Annotated in this window: 19 protein-coding genes; 2 read left to right on the top strand and 17 right to left on the bottom strand. The window is 49.9% G+C overall.

What is annotated here, in order from left to right; all coding sequences use genetic code 11:
• Positions 1 to 88: 88 nt before the first annotated feature.
• The 17 genes from SE18_RS02450 to SE18_RS02370 form a co-directional block, all read right to left on the bottom strand.
• Positions 89 to 1,759 carry a C40 family peptidase gene (locus SE18_RS02450; RefSeq protein WP_054532833.1) on the bottom strand — a complete coding sequence of 557 codons (1,671 nt, stop codon included), beginning with the start codon at positions 1,757 to 1,759 and terminating at the stop codon, positions 89 to 91.
• A gap of 454 nt (positions 1,760 to 2,213) precedes the next feature.
• Entirely contained in the window at positions 2,214 to 3,350 is a 1,137-nt protein-coding gene (locus tag SE18_RS02445; protein ID WP_054532832.1) for a glycosyltransferase family 4 protein, read from the bottom strand.
• A gap of 64 nt (positions 3,351 to 3,414) precedes the next feature.
• Positions 3,415 to 3,729: a hypothetical protein gene (locus SE18_RS02440; protein WP_054532831.1), complete on the bottom strand. Its 315-nt coding sequence runs from the start codon at positions 3,727 to 3,729 to the stop codon at positions 3,415 to 3,417.
• Between the two features lie 59 nt (positions 3,730 to 3,788).
• Entirely contained in the window at positions 3,789 to 4,556 is a 768-nt protein-coding gene (locus SE18_RS02435) for a 3-hydroxyacyl-CoA dehydrogenase (protein WP_054532830.1), read from the bottom strand.
• A gap of 173 nt (positions 4,557 to 4,729) precedes the next feature.
• The gene (locus SE18_RS02430; protein WP_054532829.1) at positions 4,730 to 5,884 is read right to left on the bottom strand and encodes a thiolase family protein; all 1,155 of its coding nucleotides are present in this window, start codon (positions 5,882 to 5,884) and stop codon (positions 4,730 to 4,732) included.
• A 356-nt stretch (positions 5,885 to 6,240) separates the two neighbouring features.
• Positions 6,241 to 7,521, bottom strand: coding sequence for a serine--tRNA ligase (gene serS / locus SE18_RS02425; RefSeq protein WP_054532828.1), 1,281 nt, complete (start codon positions 7,519 to 7,521; stop codon positions 6,241 to 6,243).
• A gap of 19 nt (positions 7,522 to 7,540) precedes the next feature.
• Positions 7,541 to 8,122 (bottom strand): hypothetical protein, encoded by a 582-nt coding sequence (locus SE18_RS02420; protein ID WP_054532827.1) that lies wholly within the window; start codon positions 8,120 to 8,122, stop codon positions 7,541 to 7,543.
• Complete coding sequence (locus SE18_RS02415) at positions 8,119 to 8,580, bottom strand: hypothetical protein (RefSeq protein WP_054532826.1); 462 nt, start codon at positions 8,578 to 8,580, stop codon at positions 8,119 to 8,121. The genes SE18_RS02420 and SE18_RS02415 overlap by 4 nt, the downstream gene beginning before the upstream one ends.
• Positions 8,577 to 9,092: a hypothetical protein gene (locus SE18_RS02410; RefSeq protein ID WP_054532825.1), complete on the bottom strand. Its 516-nt coding sequence runs from the start codon at positions 9,090 to 9,092 to the stop codon at positions 8,577 to 8,579. The genes SE18_RS02415 and SE18_RS02410 overlap by 4 nt, the downstream gene beginning before the upstream one ends.
• A 525-nt stretch (positions 9,093 to 9,617) precedes the next feature.
• Positions 9,618 to 10,223 carry a 5-oxoprolinase subunit PxpB gene (gene pxpB / locus SE18_RS02405; RefSeq protein WP_054532824.1) on the bottom strand — a complete coding sequence of 202 codons (606 nt, stop codon included), beginning with the start codon at positions 10,221 to 10,223 and terminating at the stop codon, positions 9,618 to 9,620.
• Between the two features lie 446 nt (positions 10,224 to 10,669).
• The gene (locus tag SE18_RS02400; protein ID WP_054532823.1) at positions 10,670 to 12,562 is read right to left on the bottom strand and encodes a hypothetical protein; all 1,893 of its coding nucleotides are present in this window, start codon (positions 12,560 to 12,562) and stop codon (positions 10,670 to 10,672) included.
• The gene (locus SE18_RS02395) at positions 12,556 to 13,713 is read right to left on the bottom strand and encodes an iron-containing alcohol dehydrogenase (protein ID WP_054532822.1); all 1,158 of its coding nucleotides are present in this window, start codon (positions 13,711 to 13,713) and stop codon (positions 12,556 to 12,558) included. The genes SE18_RS02400 and SE18_RS02395 overlap by 7 nt, the downstream gene beginning before the upstream one ends.
• A gap of 216 nt (positions 13,714 to 13,929) precedes the next feature.
• The gene (locus tag SE18_RS02390) at positions 13,930 to 14,877 is read right to left on the bottom strand and encodes a CpXC domain-containing protein (protein ID WP_054532821.1); all 948 of its coding nucleotides are present in this window, start codon (positions 14,875 to 14,877) and stop codon (positions 13,930 to 13,932) included.
• Positions 14,878 to 14,889: 12 nt separating this feature from the next.
• Complete coding sequence (locus tag SE18_RS02385) at positions 14,890 to 15,522, bottom strand: CpXC domain-containing protein (protein WP_054532820.1); 633 nt, start codon at positions 15,520 to 15,522, stop codon at positions 14,890 to 14,892.
• A gap of 20 nt (positions 15,523 to 15,542) precedes the next feature.
• Positions 15,543 to 17,279 (bottom strand): long-chain-fatty-acid--CoA ligase, encoded by a 1,737-nt coding sequence (locus SE18_RS02380; RefSeq protein ID WP_054532819.1) that lies wholly within the window; start codon positions 17,277 to 17,279, stop codon positions 15,543 to 15,545.
• Between the two features lie 70 nt (positions 17,280 to 17,349).
• Positions 17,350 to 17,538, bottom strand: a complete 189-nt coding sequence (locus SE18_RS02375; RefSeq protein ID WP_054532818.1) for a hypothetical protein — start codon at positions 17,536 to 17,538, stop codon at positions 17,350 to 17,352.
• Between the two features lie 163 nt (positions 17,539 to 17,701).
• A complete protein-coding gene (locus tag SE18_RS02370) occupies positions 17,702 to 19,138 on the bottom strand; it encodes a glycosyltransferase family protein (protein WP_054532817.1) in 1,437 nt (478 codons plus the stop codon).
• 218 nt (positions 19,139 to 19,356) lie between these two features.
• Here SE18_RS02370 and SE18_RS02365 point away from each other — a divergent pair, with 218 nt between their 5' ends.
• Entirely contained in the window at positions 19,357 to 20,316 is a 960-nt protein-coding gene (locus SE18_RS02365; protein ID WP_083469680.1) for a TIGR00266 family protein, read from the top strand.
• Positions 20,317 to 20,632: 316 nt separating this feature from the next.
• Positions 20,633 to 21,076: a GNAT family N-acetyltransferase gene (locus SE18_RS02360; protein ID WP_054532816.1), complete on the top strand. Its 444-nt coding sequence runs from the start codon at positions 20,633 to 20,635 to the stop codon at positions 21,074 to 21,076.
• Positions 21,077 to 21,112: the final 36 nt, after the last annotated feature.

The following is a 21,112-nucleotide window of genomic DNA, read 5'->3' as shown; positions in this document are numbered from 1 at the left end:
GTAGCCGAGATTAAGCCAAAAAACAAAAGAAGCGTCCCACAATATTGTGGAACGCTTCTTGCTTCTATGGTTATCTATGGAACAGCAACTAGCGATAAGGCCGCAGCGCGCCGTAATAGTGATTGAGCCAGTAGCTGCTATAGATGCTGACAGCACCAACACCCGAAGCGGGAGTCATTGCGTTGACCATAATACCATCGCCAACGTAGATGCCTACGTGAGTGATACCAGGGCCAGCAGTGCCAGCGTAGAACAACAAGTCGCCTGGTTGCAAGTTGCTCATGCTACCAATGAAGGTGCCATAGGCGCTGCTATATTGGCCAGCAGCACTGTGAGGCAAGCTCACGCCAACTTGGCGATACAAATACTTGGTCAAGCCACTACAATCAAAGCCGCCACTTGGGCTTTCGCCGCCCCAGCGATAGCTGTAGCCAACATAGGCCCAAGCCATCGAGGCAACATCACCGCTAGCAGTGCCACCACCACCGCCGCCACCAGCAGGTTGAGGCTTAGCGGGATTGCTCTTTTTAGGAGCAGGTGCAGCAGGAAGTGAAGGAACATTATCGGTAAATGGCACCCGGCGGAACACAAAGTTGCTGACATCAACCAAATCTTGTGAGATCCAGCCTTTGGTTCCCTTCGCTGTTTCGACTTTGACCCATTCTTTGTAACGAGCCAACAAGCCTAATTCAGCACCTTTGCTCAGTTTACCCAATGAATCGAACTTGGTGCTTGGGCCAGAGCGCAGGTTTACGCCTTCGTCAGTTGCCCAACCAACCAAAGCTGGGTTGGCTGATGGAATCGATTCGGCTTCGGCGATGCGCTCGGCAACGCCAGCTTCAAGATTCAAGAATTCTGCTGAAACCCAACCAACAGTGCCTTCACCAGTTTCAATTTGATACCAACCTTGGTAGCGGGCCAACAATGAAACTTGGCTATCAAGGCCCAGCTTCTTCATACTGATATAGTCAGTACCGGGGCCATCACGCAAGTTCAAATTGTCTTGGGTGATTTTGCCCACTTTGGCTGGTGGTGGAGTTGGCACGTTTGGCGCATCGGGCAAAGCATCGATCACTGCTTGGTCTAAATCAACCAAATCAGCGGCGAGCCAGCCTTCTTGACCACCTTCGGTGCGCACTTGCACCCAATCGGCGTGGCGAGCCACAACCTTTACCTTGGTGCCAGAATCTAATTTATCTAAGCGATCAAATTCAGTGCTAGGGCCATTGCGCAAATTGGCAATATCGCCGCTAATCACTGCTTCGGGATAGGTCGGAGTATTATTGACAGGTCGGCCTACAGGAATAACCAACGAATCATCAAAGTCTGGGCTCGTAATTGGCCCATCGCCAACACCTGGATCAGGCGTGGCCTCTGAATCATTGAGGGCTGTCAACGGTGCTGGTTCGTTACGGTGGGTCATGGTCATCAAACCAAGGGCTGGCCGAACTTGGCGTTCAGCAGTTGGCGATGCGCTGACCAGAATTGCTGTATCGACCTGAGGCGTGGTGGCGTTTTTGTTGACCACTAAACCAACAGGTAACAGCGAAAGCACCATAAGATGAAGTAGGTAGCGACGTGGAGCTTTGCGCAGGTACGATGGAACCGCACGAAGTGCAGAAACAGAACGGGCATTTACGCGTTGGCGTAAACCGGTCGTTCGTAAAAGCGAATTTTCGTTGTTCACAGCCCGCTGCTGGAAGTCTTGGAGATCATGATCTTCTTGGATCAGATCATTCGAGGACTTAGCATCTTGCATGCAGCTGTAACCTCCCTATTATCAAACGCGGCTTAATGATATCGCGCTGACAATTAAATAATTAACGTTTATGCATCGTGCAATGCCGAAAGGGAAGTTAACATATTTGTTCCATGTTTGCAAATCTCAGCTATTTTTCAGACTCCTCGCTTAAGCTTTTCAGCTGCTTATCAGATAGGACTTTTAGCCCATTCCAAAGCCATAAATCAGCCCATTTTCGCTCTTTTTAGCACATACTTTCTTGAAAATGGATGAGAAAACTCTAATCATTATGTGATGCTAAGCACAAAGTTGACCATAATTTAGTTGCAAAATTAAGCTCTTTTTTACTAATTTTCGTAGTTTTATTAATATTATTTAACTACAATAAGCAGCTTTTTGGCCCCATGCTCAGCGGAAAAAGTGGCAATTTAAAGGATTTAGGGCTTTGCAATCATCCAAACATGATCATGATCTAGGCTTTCTCATAAACCTTAATCATCTGGGCTGCAAAGCTATGCCAATTAAATTGGCTGGCTCGTTGCAAACCACGTTGGCGATATTCGGTATTTAATGCTTGATCATTTAACATGCGCAGCATTGCCATGGCCCACGCTTCAGTATCATGCGGCGGCAGCAAAATTCCAGCTTCGCCAATGATTTCGGGCATGCTACTGGTGTTTGAAGAAATAACAGGCGTGCCACAACTCATCGCTTCTAATGGTGGCAAGCCAAAACCTTCATAGGTGGAGGGCCAAACAAATGCATGCGCGCCAGCAAATAACGCCGCATTTTCTGCATTCGATACGCGACCAGTAAAAATAATATCAGCAGCTAAATCTTCATCGAGGATTGTGGTTTCTAAAGCAGGGAAAAATGCTGAAGTTACTTTGGGGCGGTTGCCAGCAATCACTAATTTAATTGGTTGATCGATGCGGCGACGCACGCGGCCAAATGCGCGTAACAAGGTCGTGAGATTTTTACGCACATCAAAACCGCCAATATAATAAAAATAGGGCTGGGTAATATTAAATCGTTGCAGGGTTTGGCTAATTTGGGCTTCGCTCTGCGGTTGATAATCAGGGGCAACACCTTCATAAATTGTATGCACTTGTAAGGCATTAACCTTCAAAATATCAATAATATCATCGCGGGTATGGTCGGAGACCGCGACTAATTGGCGGCAACGCCGCACAGCGCTTGTGGCCAGCGCAGTATACGCCCGCATCATCATCGAGCCACGATAAACTGGCAAAATTAATGGAATCAGATCGTGCACCGTGACCACGGTTGGCACTAATTGGCGGCGTGGCGGTGCATAATAGGGCACATGCAACATATCAACTGCCAGGCGCAAAGCAGCGCGGGGCAACTCGATTTGCTCATACCAGAGCTTGGCCAATTTTGGGTGCAGCTTATCGAATGGAGTTGGCACCAAATCGACAGCAATATGCGGAATTTGGGGAATTTCGGCTTGAGTATAGGCGGGCAAGAAGAGCACATATTCATGCTGTGGCCCAACATGGGGCAAATGTTCAATTAAATGGCGTAAATATTGGCCGCTGCCCACCATTGGTTCAGCCCAGAACGTGCCACTAATCCCAATCCGCACAATAAATACTCCCATTGCTGCAAGCGATCAGGCTGCATTATACCAGTGCTCAGGCCGATTGCTGCTATTGGCCAAACATTGCGACAACCCAAGTGATTAGAAAAATTGAGAGAATCGTTGGAATAGCGGTAATTAATGGAAAAATACTTTGTAGCACCTGAAAGCTTGCCCGTTTGCCAGTGCTCAATTTGGCAGCGTCATTCGGATGAATTTCCCAAGTTTTGCCTTTAAAGCGCTCGCTCCGCCGAATTTCTACCTGCCAACGCTGGCTCAGCCATTGACCAAAAAACCAATTTTCGCTGGCACGAACCCCACGCAACCACCACAGCACATTCCCAGCCAAAATCAAGGCAGTTAAGAATAATTGGCTGCCATTCATCAGCATGCTCCTAAAAAACCAAGGCAGTGGTAGCTTGGACCACTGCCCACGCTTACGTTTTACTTATAACCCATTCGCAATGCGCCATCTAAGCGAATGGTCTCACCATTTAACATTGGGTTTTCGAGAATATGCTGGGCCAACATGGCAAACTCAGCAGGGTCGCCCAAGCGCGGCGGAAAGGGCACTTGCGCAGCTAAAGTTTGGCGCGCTGGTTCTGGCAAGCCAGCCAACAATGGCGTGTCAAACGTGCCTGGAGCAATCGTCATCACCCGAATGCCATGGCGCGCCAGTTCGCGGGCGGCAGGCAAGGTTAGGCCAACAATCGCGCCCTTCGAGGCACTATAAGCCACTTGGCCAATTTGGCCGTCGAAGGCAGCAATTGAAGCTGTGTTGATAATAACTCCACGTTCGCCTGCGGCATTTGGCTCGTTTTGGATGATTCGTTCAGCGCCCAAACGTAGCGCATTAAACACACCATTTAAGTTAACTTGCATGACTCGATTGAATGATTCGAGGCTATGCACGCCATTACGGCCCAGAATTTTCTCGGCACTCCCAACGCCAGCGCAGCTAATGACTGCTTGCAAGCGCCCATTTATCGCAATCGCTTGATCTAATGCAGCAGCCAGCGAGGCTTCATCGGTTACATCGCAAGCCACAAATTGGGCATTTGCGCCTAATTCACTGGCCAATGCCATCCCAACCTCTGCATTGCGATCGGCAATCACAACCTTGGCTCCAGCGCTATGCAAGCGGCGCACGGTCGCGCCACCCAAGCCCGAAGCCCCACCAGTTACCACAACACTTAAAGCTTGAATTTCCATGAGGTTTCCTTATTTAATGGAGCTGGTTATTGGGGCTGGAGATAGGGTTTTTAACCACGAAGAACACGAAGAGCACGAAGTGCAGATATCTCTTTATTTGATTATTCTGCTATGTTCTATGTTCTTTGCTCTATGCTCTACCAGTCCCCAATCCCCAACAACCGATCCCCGATCTATACTCGCTCAATAATCGTGGCGGTTGCTTGACCATGGCCGATGCACATCACTTGCAAGCCAAATTGAGCATCGCGGCGTTCGAGTTCGTTGAGCATTTTGCTCATCAACACCGCGCCAGTTGCGCCCAAGGGATGGCCATGGGCAATAGCGCCGCCATTAGGATTGACTCGATTTGGATCAAGCTTGAATTCGCGCAACCATGCCAATACCACCGAAGCAAACGCCTCGTTAATTTCCACTATATCAATATCGTTGATGCTCAAGCCTGCTTTGGCAAGCGCTTTGTGGGTTGCAGGAATCACTTCGAGCAACTGCATGCGTGGATCGCCAGCGGCAACCACTCGTGCCCGAAATTTGGCACGCGGCTTGAAACCATCGGCGAGGGCTTGTTCACGTTCGCCAATTAATACCACTGCAGCACCATCGGAAATTTGGCTAGCATTAGCGGCAGTCACCACGCCATCGGCGCGAAACACGGTTCTGAGCGTGCCCATTTTGGCGCGATCAGCCTCAAAGCGAATGCCTTCATCGTAGAGCAATTCGTGGGCATTACCAGCTTTATCGCTGCCAACAATTGGCATAATTTGGCTACTAAACCAACCAGCCTTGGTTGCGTCAGCTGCACGCTGATGGCTCTCGAAACTCCAATCATCAAGCTCAGTGCGCGACAATTGATATTTCTCGGCAATCAATTCGGCGGATTCGCCTTGATGCACAAGCTGATGTTTTTCGTTAATTGCAGGATTGAAGGTGGCGAAATCGCCAGTTACATCGCTAAACATCGGCACGCGGCTCATCGATTCGACGCCGCCAGCAATGACGTAATTTGCATCGCCTGCAGCAACTGCTTGCGAGCCAAAATGAATCGCCTGTTGAGCCGAGCCACACATGCGGTTGAGCGTAACCGCAGGCACCGTAATTGGTAAGTTTGAAAGCATCACGCCCAAACGGCCAATATTTGCGCCTTGTTCACCAGTGTTGGTAACGCAACCAGTCATCACATCTTCAATTAAGCTTGGGTCGATTCCAGTGCGTTCAATGAGGGCATTGAGCACATGACCATACAAAACATCGGGGCGCACGTCGCGCAAGCTGCCCTGTTGGCGACCAATCGGCGTGCGAACTGCATCAATTAACACTGCTTCAGCCACGAGGCTACCTCCTTGGAGCTACTGACCACCTGTGTTATGAGCGAGTATAGCAGATTCTAGCGCGAGGCTGGGGTTTATCGTCCCTCACCGAAGCAGTGAGGGACGATTGATTCAGCAATAGCTATGTTCTTTGTTTTTTGTTCTCACCCTTCGGTCGCTCTGTGCCTCTGCGTTAAAAAATCGTTCCACGAAGGTTCTTTAGCCACAGATTGGCCCAGATTAGCCCAGATGATTGTTTTCATAGCTTATAGCCCAAAGCCCATAGCCATTCTCGCCTCTGCGTTAAGAGTTGCTCTCATACTTCATCCCTCATACTTCATCCTTCATACCTTCCCCTATGCTCTATGTTCTTTGCTTTATGCTTTCGATTTAATAATCCGTTCGATACCGCCCATGTATGGCCGCAGCACTTCGGGAATCGTCACGCTGCCATCGGCATTTTGGTAATTTTCGAGAATTGAAATAATCACCCGGGGCAAGGCCAAGCCTGAACCATTCAGGGTATGCACAAACTCTGGTTTTGCCCCAGCTTCTGGACGATAGCGAATGTTAGCACGCCGCGATTGATAATCGCCAAACAGGCCACACGACGAAACTTCAAGCCATTCGTTCATGCCAGGTGCCCACATTTCCAAATCGTATTTGATGGTCGCAGTGCCCAAATCGGCGGTGCACAATTGCAACAAACGATAGGGAATATTCAAGCCTTTGCACACATCTTCGGCGTTGCTAATCAGCGAGAACAGCTCATCGTAGCTGGTAGCAGGCTCGACCAATTTAACCATTTCGACCTTATCGAATTGATACAGCCGCTTGATGCCACGGACATCGCGTCCAGCGCTCATTTGCTCGTTACGGAAACATGGGGTGTGGGCAACGTAGCGCAATGGCAATTGAGCTTTATCCAAAATTTCTTCACGATGCAAGTTGGTTACTGGCACTTCAGCAGTTGGAATCAGCCACAAATCAGTATCTTCGATATGAAAAATCGTGTCGGCAAATTTGGGCAAATTGCCAGTGCCAACCATAGCATCGGCCTTCACCAAGTAGGGCACTGCCAATTCGGTATAGCCATGTTGATCGACGTGCATATCGATCATCCAGCTAATCAAGGCCCGTTGCAAGCGCACGCCCAAGCCCTTCATCACGAAAAAGCGGGTTCCGCTCATACGCACGCCACGCTCGAAATCGAGAATTCCTAGCTCTTCACCAAGCTCCCAGTGTGGCTTCACCGCAAAATCGGCTTCTTTGATTTCACCTTCGACGCGCACCACCACATTATCGTGTTCATCCTTGCCAACAGGTACTTCGGGCAACGGCAAGTTGGGCAAATCGAGCATCAAATTATGAAGCTCAAGATCAATTGCGTTGGCTTGGGCATCAAGCTCGCTAATTTGATCGCCAACCAGTTTCATGGCAGCAATTTTCGCATCGCGTTCTGCTTTATCTTTGGTGCGGGCAACATCTTTCGAGCCAGCGTTGCGCTCGGCCTTGAGCCGTTCAACTTCGGTAATCGCCTCGCGCCGTTTCACATCCAAGTCGAGCACTTGATCGACTAAGCCAGGGTCGCGGCCAACTTTGGCAAAACCTTCACGCACAACATCGGGCTGTTCACGAAATAAACGAATATCAAGCATAATGAAACTCCTTGCATAGCTATGCATCGATTGACGCGGGATCTTGATCTAATGCTTCAATTGCAACCACAATTCCTGGCCGAATCACGCCAAATGCCACATAGAAGCGATAGGCTTGCTCGGGCTTAGGCAGGGTTTTGCTGTGTTGATCGTTGAGCAAAAACATATATAAACTATCGCGGTGCAAGGTGGCCGAAACGGCCTCAGAACGATGCACCTTAACCTGATTAACGCTACCATCGATGGTTTCGACTTTGGCTTTTTTCAAGCGCTGGCGAGCTAAAGCACCATTAATTGCACTGATTAATGGAAACAAAGCAATTGCCAAAGGAACCCAAAATTGCCACGAATTGGTGCGTTGGGTCAGAGCAAAAACCAGAAAGAAGCCACCAAAGGCCAAGCGAATCCAAATATCAAAAATCGAAATTTTCAAAATCCGCTTGATTTGATCAGGGTGCAGCTCGCCCCGCCGATTGCTTTGCAACTCGGCCTTGATGCCCCAAACCAGATCAGTTGCTTGTTGCGGGGCGATTTGGGCGTTGTGTTCGAGAATTCTGGTTAGTGCTTCGCCGCTTGGGCGTTTGGATTGACGCTTGCTCATGCTGTTTCAACCGCCACAATAATGCCCATACGTGAAACGCCTTTGGCGACATAGATTGTATAGTTTTGGCCGACGGTCAGCGGCTGATCGCCTAATTTGGCCAAAAGCGCATACGAGCGTTTGTTGATCACCAACTCCGATTCAAACATGGCAAAGGGCACTGGGCGAATTTTTTCTAGCTGGCCGGTAATGGCCTGCACAACCCCAGTTTTGAGCGCAGCTTGGCTTTGGCGGCGCGTCCAAGCATTGAAAAGCAGCACCGCACCTAAAGCCACTACAACCCAGCCAAGCACATCGGCGCGCGATATGCCAAAACTGATCAGGGCAAGCCCAACCAACAGCATTGGCAAGAATGGCACGCGAAAGGCTCGCATTGCTTGGAGCTGGCGTTGTTGGTCGGGGGCAAGTCGGCCTTCGCGATTATGAATTAAATCGGCTGCAGCGCCACGAATAATCATACATGTTCCTCTGGTTCTGGCTCATTCAGCGCTTCTGCTACCAAGCTCCGCTGGGGCTGGGGAATTGCGCTCAATGAGCTATAGATGATTGTTTCGATTTCGTACAGGCGGCGTTGACCGCGCCGCAAGACTGCAAATTCAAGCACTTGGTGGCTGCCTTGATGTAGGATTGCTTGGCGAATCCAGCTTTGCAACACACCTTCACAATGCGGACAGATCGATTTAAGCTCGCCACTTTCGCTACTGGATTGGGCAACTGAGGCCAAAAAAGCTGGCATTTTGCTAATATCAGGCAGCGCATGACTAAAATTACATTGTTTACAGCGCACAACAATCGATTCTTGATCTGGTTGGGCAAATTGGGTACTGATTGGCCGCTCTTTGGTTGGTTTGAGCAAAACGTATGATGGTTGTTGCATGCCACCACCCCAAGCCAAACGGCTAAAAATCCAGAGAATAATGACCAACCCAAGAATGCTACCGAATGTAACTAATCCAATTTCCCATGACATACAAAACCTCAAACATGTGGTTGCGCAACCATTTCGCCATAAAAAAACGCCCCTCGTCCCTAGAGAAGGACGAAGAGCGTAAAACTCTCGTGGTGCCACCTTCGTTCGTCGTTGCATGCAACGACCTCGAAAAGCTTGCTAACGGAAGCAACCCGAACGCGGGGCGTTAAGACTCGGAAATTGGATAGTTTGGCAATGTTCGCCGCAATCGCAGCAGCTGCGGCTCTCTGAAGAACAAAAATACCCAAACCACGGATTTCGTCAACGTCAATAGGCCCATTATACCACGAAGCCTCAGCAGCCCGTGAGGCTTATTGGCGATGCTGGTTCCGCCAAAAGACCGATTCGATTGATCCACGAAGGCCACGAAGGATGGGAACCGCGAAGCACGCGAAGAGCGCGAAGGGCAAAAACTACCAAGCTTTATTTTTTCACCACGAATTGCACAAATTCTCTATTTCATCCTTCATCCTTTCTCTGCGCCTCTGCGTTATTGTTTTGCTTTTTGCTTTCTGCCTTTTGCCTTTATTTCATATTTTCAAAATAGACAATATCGCCAGCATTGAGCAGAGCTGGAGGGGAAGCTTGTGGGTCAAACAAGTGCAAGGGGGTTGTGCCTAAAATATGCCAGCCGCCAGGTGAGCTTTGCGGGTAAATCCCAGTTTGATCGTTGGCAATTGCAACTGATCCAGCAGCAACTTTGGCTCGTGGGGTGGCGCGACGCGGCAAATGCAACGCTGTTGGCAAGCCATCGAGATAGGGAAAGCCAGGCAAAAAGCCAACCATCGCCACTCGATATTCGGCGCTAGCATGCAACTCAATCACTTGATTAACGGTTAATTGGCAGCGCTCAGCAACTTCAGCCAAATCAATACCATCGTAACGTATTGGAATTCGATGGATGGTCGGCGTTGGCAAGGTTTGCTGGGTGACTTGGAGCCGATGAATGCTCCGTCGCACTTGGCGAGCATTGGTCTTAGCCAAATTAAATACAACAGTGACTGTTTCTAACCCTGCAACCACATCAAGAACCCCAAATAATTGGGCATTGCGCAGCGTCAAGGCCAATTGGGCTGGCTGCGCGGTTGTAATCAACAAGGCACTATCGCCAAATACTTCAATCTTTAGCATACGTAGAACCTAGAGCAAAAAACATAGGAATTGTTATTGATCCACGAAGAGCACGAAGAGCACGAAGCCAGCAACCGCGATTTAGCCACAGATTGGCACAGATTTTTATGATTTGCTTCTTGCTTTCCCATAGCCCAAAGCCAAGAGCCAAGAGCCTACTGTTCTCTGAGCCTCTGCGTTAAACATCTGATCCACGAAGGCACACGAAGGGCACGAAGAACGTTTTGCCAAAGATTTGCGGGATTTTGATTTAATTCCCAAATGGCCGATCCCCAATTTTGACTTCTGGCTTCTCTTTCATCCTTCATCCTTCATTTTAGCCACAGATTGCCCAGATTGTTTTGATTATGCTCCACTAGCCCATAGCCTATAGACTCGTCCTTTTGACTTTTGCCTTCTGACTTCTGATTTTTGCCTTTTCTTTCATCCCTCATACTTCATCCTTCTTAAAACGGTTCCGGTGGGCGAATTTTATAGACCATTGCAGCAAACCAAACAATCATGCCAAAAATTGCACAACCACTAGTAATGAGAATTGCTGGCCAACGGCCCCAGCGTGTGCGTTGCCACAGCCAATCGAGCGCAATTCCCGTAGTGAGGGCAATCGCCCAAGCGCTAAACATCAACCAGCGGGTGGTAATGGTCGAGCCATTAATAATTGGAAAGGCCGCCAAAATGAGGCTAACCACAAAGGTTGCGCCAGCTACCAATTGCAAACCACGATGCTTGCGTGCCAGCCACCAGCCAAATGGTGCAATTAGCACGGGCAACAAGCCATAGTGCCGCCAAAAACCAAGCTCAATCATATCCCACAGCAATTGCATACGCGGCACAGCTTCGCGCTGATTGACCGCGTTCATGCCGCCTTCGGCAAACGATTGGCCTTGCTGCAAAAATAGCCCGATAAAGCTAGAATAATAGACCGCCCAGACCAGCACTTGGGTTGCCACAAGGCAGGCTAAGAGTGCCCAACCCTGCGAACGTGGGCCGCGCCACCACAGCCACAGCACCAACAAACCGCCCATCAAGCTAGTGTTGAGATAAAAGCCAAAGTGGCCGAGGGCAATCGTGCTCAAACCAAGCGTGATCCAAAGCCAATTTCGTCGCTCATGCCAATGTTCCCACGTCCAAACCATAAACGCAGCCAACAGCAAGGCCACAAATTGGCTAAAAATATGCGAATCAAACGACCAAGCGTTGGTCATAAAGCCAGCTGGCACCAGCCCATAGATGATTGCGCCAATCAGCGACCCGCGCTGTGAGCCAGTTGCCCGCAAGCCTAAGCAAAACAACACGGGCAAAGCCAAGGCTTCGCAAGCAGCTGCGGTTAATTGCAACAACCATTCAGCCGTAATTCCGGTCAGAGTCAGCGGTTGCAACAACGCATACAAGACTGGTGGATACGGAAAATCGATGCCGCGATGGCGCGATGGCCGAAACAAATCGCCAAGATTGGTTGCATGAATCCGGTTGCGATGAAAGCCAATATCGCCCGGCATATGTTCGAGCAGCAACCGTCCACCCAACTTGAGTGCCCACACCAGCACGGTTGCCAAAATCAGCCAGCGCAACAGATCGCGATTTACTGCTAAGCCCAAGCGCTGCAACATTGGCGGCAAGGCCCAGCGCAATAGCAACAGTGCAGCCAAACCATATACGGCTGTTTGGGCAACCGCTGGCGCTGCATAGCTGGCCCGCAACGGCGCAAACCAGGTCGCCGCCACAATCCCGAAGCCAGTTAAGCCAAGCGCCAAGCCAATTTCAAGGCTCGAACCACCAAGCCAGAGAATGCTTAGGCCAAGCGTTGTGAGCAAAAAGAGCCACGCTAAAGTAGGCCAAAGTGCTGGCCAAGCCCAGCCGCTGCTGCTCAATTGCCCGCCACTAAACGCCGCCCCCAACTCACGAGGGTCGTCGGTAGCAATCGGCTGATCAACCTTAATCGCCACCTTACCAGCTGCATCAGCAGGCAGCAACAGGTGCAGCACCCGCCCAGAAGTGCTGGAAAATTGGCTGGTGCCGATGATCAACGTAGCTGGATTGCCCGTAAGTTGCGGCAAATCGAGCCAATAGTTGCGTTGCGCCACATACGGAAAGCGCAATTCTGCATTCAGGCTTGACCAACGGTAGCGCGCTGAGCGATCAGGCAATTGTTCGCCAGCATTAAAGCCCACAACAAACGGAGCATCGTTGTTGATGCCCTCTTCTAAGCCAATATTCAACGGCACTTGCCATTGGCGATTGGAGACAAGCCCCAAGCCAATTAATAGGCCACTTAACAACGTAACCAGCGTCAACCATTGGCGACGCTGGCTTAATACATTCAGCTTGTCAACTACCATGCTGCTTGCAAAATCCCCAGTAAATCTTCAACTGATGGTGCCAACGGGTTATGATAGACCGCCCCATCGCTAAATGCCTGTTCTGCCAACATCGGCAAGGCATCCTCGGGAATGCCCAAATCGCGCAATTGGGTAATCAGGCCACAATCGCTGGCCAACTGACGCAAGCCTGCAATCAAATCATCAATTACTTCTTCGCGAGGCCGCCCACCAGTGTTGATCCCAAAGGCTCGCGCAATTCGCGCATAGCGATCAGGCACGGTGTTGGCGTTGAATGCTACCACATGCGGCAAGAAAATTGAATTCAGCAAGCCATGATGCAAGGGAAAATGGCCGCCAGTAGCATGGGCCAAGGCATGCACCGCGCCCAAATAGGAGTTGGTGAAGGCAATCCCTGCCATACACGAGGCAATCAACATCTGGCCCCGCGCTTCCTCGTTGGTTGAGCCATGATGGGTTGCATCGCGCAGGTAATTGGAAACGATCTCGATTGCGCCCAGTGCCAAGGCATCGCTCATTGGCTCGGCTTCGGTCGAGACATAAGTTTCAAAACAATGGGTCAGCGCATCCATGCCCGTGGCGGCAGCCAAATGTGGTGGCAGGCTTTGGGTCACTTGCGGGTCGAGAATTGCCAACTCTGGCGCAAGATAGGGGCTGGTAAACGAGAGCTTAACGTTATTAACTTCATCTTTGATCACAGCAAAATTGCTGGCCTCGGAGCCAGTACCAGCAGTCGTTGGAATCGCCACCATCGGAATTAAGCGCCGCTCAAGCACATTAATTCCTTCGTAATCGAGCAAGTTGCCGCCTTCGGTAATCACAATTCGCATCGCTTTGGCGGTATCAATCGGCGAGCCGCCACCAAGCGCAATCAACAAATCGGCTCCCGCCTCGCGAGCTTGAGCAGCAGCAGCTTCAACGACCGCAACTGATGAATTCGGTGGCACATCGCTATACACGCCAACAATCTCGATCGTTTCGGCCAAGGCTTGTTGCACTTGCGCAACCAAACCCGACTTCACCAGCCCAGCATCGGTCACAATAAAGCCTTTGGTTGCGCCAAGCGAGCTTAATTCAGCGCCCATTTCAGCCACCAAGCCAGCTTTATACAGCACCCGTGGAATTAACCGAAACTCAAAAAATTCTTGCATAATCAACTCCTTGTATGTTGGGGATCGGGTTTTAGGGGCTGGGGACTAGAAGCTGAAACCACGAAGAACACGAAGCGCACGAAGGACTATTTATCCACATTTTTGCGTGCCCCTGAACCCTAATCCCTGAACCCTAGATCTATGTTCTTTGCTCTATGTTCTCCCTATCCGATCCCCAAACCCCATGTTCTATGTTCTTTGCTCTATGTTCTCAATTTAGCGTTCGCCGCGCAAAACTGCGCGGGCCTCGCCAATCAATTGGGCGCCGCCTAAATCGCCAACATCGCGCAACGCTTGTTGATCTTCGGCAAGCCACGCATCAGCATCAGCACTGGCCAAAATTGGATATTCGGCGCGCAAGGCTGCCAGCTCGCTTGCATCTTCACAGGCCAAAACTGCCCGTCGAATCGTATTCCAATTGGCTGGCGGCGGCGCGCTTGCTTGCGCAACCGTAGCAGTTGGCTTCGGATTAGCACGGCTTTGGCTCGATTGATCAAGGGTTTGGCGCAATTGAGTTAAGCTCATTCTGGCTCGCTCAAAGGCTTGGCTAATTTCAAATTCGCCAGCATCAACTGCTGCTTCGGCCAAACCAGCCAAGCCCTCGTCCATCGCTTCATCAAGCAAGAAGGGATATTCATGCAACACTGCTTGCAATTCTTCTGGTGTATCGGCGTCCAGCATGCGCATAATTGCTTCGGCCAGAGGCGGCAACTCTTCTGAATCATCGGAGCCAAGCGCATCGCCAATTGCTTCAGCAGCCGATTGCGGCGTGTAATTAAGTTGATCTAAGGCCTCGGCCACGCCAGCAACCCCAGCTTCTGCTTGCACATTGCCAAGGTAGGGCAATTGATCTTCGCGCGGCAAGGCTCCAATCAACATCCACAATAAGCCTTGGGCCAATTCATTCCATTCGGCCTCGGGCATTTCGTAGGGCACGCCAAACAACACCGCCCGCGCCCGCCGATCGTGGAGCAGAACGGGAGCAGGCACAACCCCAGTTTGGCCACAGCTTGAGCAACGGGTATCGTGCAAGGTTACATCACGAATCGCCTGCACCAAATCAGGCCGTTCCTCGGCATCAACAATCAACCACGCTTCGGCCACAAACGGCGTTTGGCAGGTTGGGCAAACAAGTTCGTAGGGTTGGCTATATGAAATTGGCATATGCGGCTCTCGCTAGGCTATGAATCGACGCAAAAAATCGCCAAGCCCACTGTCCATTGGCACAACTGTGGCTAAGCGATCGAGCATCAACGTTAAGTCAGATTGTTGGGCAACAGTTAAGCTTTGCCAGAATGCTTGTTGCTGATCAGGGTCATGGCTTTGGACTAAATCTTTTAGCAATTCAATCGTTGCTGGTTGCGGCCACGACCATGCTGCGCTTGCCATAAAAGTATTTAATGCGCGCTGTTTGGCAGCATGATCAAGCATCAATTGCAAATCGTCAAGGTCAGCAGCAAGATGCACATGGCCCAAATATTCAGCCTCAGCCAACTGTTCGAGTAGCAATTGCTGATGCAACAAGCCAACCAGATGCTGCGCCAAAGACTCAGCCTCGCTAGCACTCGCAACCGACAATGGCAAGGCCAAAATCAATTGCTCATAGCGTGCATCGTGGTAGAGCAGTGGCGCAATTAACGAGCCAAGCGCGTCGCAATAGGGACATTGGGTTTCACGCAAACGACCATCAAGCAGCTGTTGCAACAAACCAGGCTGCTCCTCGCCATCGAGAATCAGCCAAAGGGGCGCATCGAATTGCGCCCCACAAGCGGGGCATTGCACCACGGCAACTTCATGGCGAGAACGCATATTCCAACGTTAGGTTGAGCCTAACTTGCCTCCTGTTGAACTTGCTGAGCCTGCTTTTGCTTTTCCATCTCGACCAAAACCCGCCGGAGCACTTTGCCAACTTGGGTTTTGGGCAGTTCCTCGATAAACTCGACTTGAGTAGGAACTTTATAAGGCGCGAGATTTTCTTTGCAGAAGTCGCGAATTTCTTTCGCCGTGGCTGCTGAATCTGGTTTGAGCACCACAAAGGCCTTAACTGTTTCCCCACGATAGGTATCGGGAATGCCGGCCACCGCCGCTTCGAGCACGGCTGGGTGCATAAACAGCACTTCCTCAACTTCGCGTGGCACAATATTATAGCCTGAAGCGATAATTAAGTCTTTTTTGCGATCGACAACATAGAAGTAGCCATCGCTATCGGTTTTGACAATATCGCCAGTCCGCAGCCAACCATCTTCGGTAAGCACCTTGGCGGTTTCATCATCGCGGCCCCAATAGCCCTTCATAATTTGCGGCGCACGAATCAGCAATTCACCTTCGCGCTCCGAGCCAATCGGCAGCGGCTCTTCGGTCTCAAGATCCAAAATTTGCACTTCAACATCGGGCATTGGCACGCCAATTGAGCCAGATTTACGCACCCCAAATACTGGATTACAGTGGGTTACTGGCGCGGCTTCGGTCAGGCCATAGCCTTCGACCAAACGTCCGCCCGTGAGATCGCCAAATTTCTCTTGCACTTCCATTGGCAAGGCTGCCGAGCCACTGATACAGGCTTTGATCGAGCGCAAATTGTATTTGTCAATATCTTTATGGTTGATAATCCCAATGTAGAGTGCTGGCACGCCCGGGAAGATCGTCGCCCGCTCGTTGTGCAAGGCTTCGAGCACGCCATCCACAGGCCGTGGATTAGGAATGATGACCATTTCGGCGCCAATTGCGACCGCGAAACACATGCCAACCGTCATGCCATAGACATGGAAAAACGGAATTGCACACATCACTCGCTCTTGGCCTTGCTTGAGGCCATTCATCCAATTCAACAATTGGCTGGTGTTGGCCATAATGTTGTAGTGGGTCAGCATTGCAGCTTTGGGTGCGCCAGTTGTGCCGCCAGTATATTGAAACAGCGCCACATCTTGGCCTTCGACCACAACTTTGGGCGGAGCTGGTGGATATTCAGCCAACAAGGTGCTAAATAAGAGCGTCGTGCGATCAGGCGTAATGTCAACCCAGGTTGGGTCTTTTTGTTGGGTTCGGCGCACGAGCATGCTTTGAGGGAAGGCTAAAACATCGTGAACGTAGGTCACAATCACCCGCTTGAGCGGCGTTTCAGCCAAAATTTCTTGCACTTTGGGGTAGAACGAACTGAGCACGAAAATCGACTCGGCTCCAGAATCGGCCAATTGGTGTTTGAGTTCGCGGGGTGAGTAGGTTGGGTTGATGTTGACGACGGTTGCGCCTAAGCGGAGTGCAGCAAAAAAACCAATCACAAATTGCGGCGTATTGGGCAGCATAATCGCAAAACGATCGCCCTTGCGCACGCCCAACCCATGCAATGCCGTCGCGAATCGATCAACAGCTTCCTTCAATTGCCGATAGGTCAGCGAACCGCCAATTGCCACCCGACCACCAAGTACATATTTCAGCACAAAGTTTGTCGCCACCTGATTGGGATAATTGGCAACGGCGTTATCCAATAACGAAATCAACGGCTCGCTGGAGTATTGCAATGAGGGCTTGACCGTTGGCTCGTAGTGTGTTGTCCATGGCGTATCCACAATGATACCTCCTCAACAGCGGACAAGCAAAAGATTTAGTGAGGCAACAGGGCGAACAGGGTGGGTGGGTTTAGGATGCAGGTGTTTCCTCTGCGTTGGCTTCAAACCAACCCCGTTCTTGGGCAATGAATTTAATCGTGGCATCATCGGGGGGATACAAACCCGCCACCTGATAGGCATAGGCCAAGAGGGCTGCGCCGCCAACTAAACCCACAACTGCGCCAATAACAAAGGCTAGAATCGCTCCAAAACGCCGCATGCTGGAAACTCCTTGTGTGTCGGTGGAGACCATTGTGATGGCAGATTCTGCCCATCCCCAACGGTAGAAACGCGCTACCATCATAACGCATAGCAGCATTAAGCGCAACCGCTGTGCCAATTTTCAGCCTAAGCTTCAGTTCAAAGCGGTTTTGGCCAAAAACCTAACGATTCGGTGCTTTGATTTCGTATTCACCAAGACAATCAATCCGCGCAATTTCGTGGTAGCTACGATCAGTTGCTTGCAACACATCAAGATCATAGGCCTCGCCCTGAAAAATAATCAAATCGTAGGCTTTAGCATCAATTGTTTGAATAAAATTATCGACTGGAGCATCCCAGCCTTTGTGCCGAAAAAACTTAAGCACTGCTGCATTGCCAATCACATCCTTATGATTAATCACCGCAAAACCTGGGTTTTCGACCAGAATCGGCCCTTTTGCTACTTGAATATGCGCGTTGAGTTGATCGCAGGCTTCACGATCTGCAAGGCTTGGATTCAAGCCAAAATCTGGCGTAGTTTTATTAAACCAGCTAACTGGTTTGATGTTCGGGAAGGCAAAAAAGCCAAGCTGAAGCAGAATCAAACTAGCCCAAGCATAGCGCAATCGATAATTATGGGGCTGTTCCAGCAAATCTTTGCTGATAAAGCCCACTATAATTGCAGTAATTGCAATCGATTCAATAAAATAATTGGTCGAAGCACCGTCGCGGCCCGTCGAAATAGTGGTTACTAATGCAATCGTTGCATAGATTAGCAATAGTTGCTCGCGTTTGAAATACTTAATTGCAAACCAAGCATAGGCCAATACAAATATAAAATGGGTGGCTACAAAATTTTTGGCTTGGCCAAGAAACACCCGCGGATACCATTCTAATTGGTTATAGGTGATGATATGGCGCAGAAATTCACCGTTGCTACTGGAATTTAACCACAAAATTGATGGAATGAGCAGGCTTGCCCAAGCACTCAAAAAAATTATTAATAGTTTACGATCGTGAATGAGTAAATATAAGCCAATTGCAGCCACCGCAGCTAGGGCACTTTGTTTGGTAGCAACCGCCGCAAAACATGCCAGCGCCGCCAAAAGCACCGCACGCAGATTTAATTTAATCTCAATTGCAACAATTGCCAGCAAGCTAAAACAAACCGCCAAGCCATCAACCCTGCTCCAAGCGCTCCAATAATAGACGTAGATCGAATTGAAAAAGAGCAATTCAGCGAATATACAATAGCTCAGGGCAACATTCTTTTTATGCAGCAGATAGAAGATTAAACCTGATGTAGCGATAAATGCGAGCGCTGAAAGCAGTCTGGGTGCAATAAATGTCGGCCCAGTAAGCAGCATTATCTTTGAGGCTAGCCAAGCAAAGAGTGGTGGATAATTCGAAACCAGAAATGGGCTTTGTTCAATCGGTTGATAAATTTGGGAGCCTTGCAAGAGCAGCGCAGCATCACGCAGAACAAAGCCTTCGCCGTTGGTAATATCATACGGAAACGAAATAACCGCATAGATATGATAAAAACCACGCAGCGTTAAAATAACCAAAAGGCAGTTAATAGCGATCAAGAGCCAATATCCAAATGTTGCTCGGCCCATTTCTATCTCCTTCGCTCAAATTTTGGTGCCATCTTACAATAGTTTTGCTGATTAAGCTTTAGCCTCAATTAGCTGCTTACTGAAGGCATGGCAATTGCCACCTAAGCCAGTAACCAAGCTAGCAACCTTTGACCAAGCACCAACGTACTAGACGAAGGTTGTACAATGAAAATACCTATTGTGTTGCACTTTTTTGTGCTAGCGCTGAGGAGCGTGTGATGTCTGAGAACGACTATCGGCCTAAATTTGATCCCCAAACGGGTCAACCAATTCCAAATCAGCCCAACTACAATCAGCCCCAAGGTGGCTATCCACCACCACCGCCCCAACCAAACTATGGCGCACCGCCAGAAGGCGCATATACCGTGGCCAGCGAACCAGGTCGCCCACTTGATTTGCCCGAACCACAAGTTGCCTTGAGTGGCCGTGGTATGACCACTGGTTTGCGCTACAAAGTGATTGGATCAGTGCTGCAAGCGGTGATCATCGAGCTTGATCCAGGCCAAATGATCTTCTCGGAAAGCGGCGGCATGTCGTGGATGAGCGGCAATGTGCAGATGAACACCAACTCTGGCGGTGGCATCGGCAAGATGTTCAAACGCGCCTTCTCGGGCGAATCGTTGTTCATCGTCGATTTCACGGTTGCTGGTGGCACTGGCTTGATCGGTTTTGCCAGCGAAATGCCTGGCAAAGTTGTGCCATTACACCTCGCACCTGGCCAAGAAATCATCATGCAAAAAGACTCGTTTATGTGTGCCGAAAAATCGGTTCAGCTTGATATTCACTTCCGCCGCAAATTAGGCGCAGGCTTGTTTGGTGGCGAAGGTTTTATCATGCAACGAGCCACCGGCCCGGGCGTGGTTTTTGCTGAGCTTGATGGCGAAGTGGTTGAATACTACTTGCAACCAGGCCAAGTGATGAAGGTTGATACTGGCCACGTGGCGATGTACGAGCCAAGCGTCCAATTCGATATTGAAATGGTACGCGGCTTCAAAAATATGTTGTTTGGTGGCGAAGGCTTGTTCCTTGCAACCTTGCGCGGCCCAGGTAAAATTTGGCTGCAAACTATGCCAGTCATGAACGTTGCCAAGAAACTGGCCGAATATATGCCAGCCAGTGGCAGTGGCGGCGGTGGCAATATTGGTGGTGTTATCGGTGGCCTACTCGGCGGCGACTAATCAGGAGCACGATTCCAGCGATGAAGGCCCAGCAACCTTCATCGCTGTTTTTTTAAGCCTTTGGGGTTGGGCTATTGGCTTTTGCTTTAACGCAGAGGCGCAGAGAAGTTAAAGCTTTGTGCTCTTGGCTTTGGGCTAGGAGAACATAATCATACGAATCTGTGCCAATCTGTGGCTAAAAGACATTCGCTTTAACACAGCGGCACAGAGATATGAGGGTTCTTGGCTTTTGATTCTTGCTTTCTGACTTTTGACTTTTGCGTTTGGATTCATCCCTCATCCTTCATCCTTCATCCTTCGGAACAGGAGTTTTAAAATGGCGACGATTCGCTTAGAACCAATAACTGAGGAAAACTTTCGACCTGTGCTTAAACTCAAAGTCCGCGACGATCAAACTCAATTTGTAGCCCAAAATATGTTTTCGGTCGCCGAAGCCTATGTTCACCCCGATTGGGAGCCACGGGCAATTTATGCAGATACCGATTTGGTGGGCTTTGTGCTGATGGGTCGTGATTCTGACACTGGCCACGATTGGATTATTCGTTTCATGATTGGCGCTGAACACCAAGGCAAAGGCTATTCCAAACCAGCACTTTTGGCAGTCATTGATCATCTCAAACATAAATCGTATCGCAGCGAAATTCGCCTGAGTTATGTGCCAGGCAATGCGGTTGCCGAAAAGCTCTATCAAAAAGTTGGCTTCGAAGCAACTGGCGAAGTCGAAGATGGCGAAATCGTTATGCGTTTGGTCGAAGCATAATCAGCTTATCAGCATAGCATCATAGCAATCTCACCC

The sequence above is a fragment of the Herpetosiphon geysericola genome (assembly GCF_001306135.1).
Lineage (GTDB): Bacteria > Chloroflexota > Chloroflexia > Chloroflexales > Herpetosiphonaceae > Herpetosiphon > Herpetosiphon geysericola.
The sequence above is the reverse complement of the archived record's forward strand: the minus strand, read 5'-3'. Positions and strand labels throughout refer to the sequence as shown.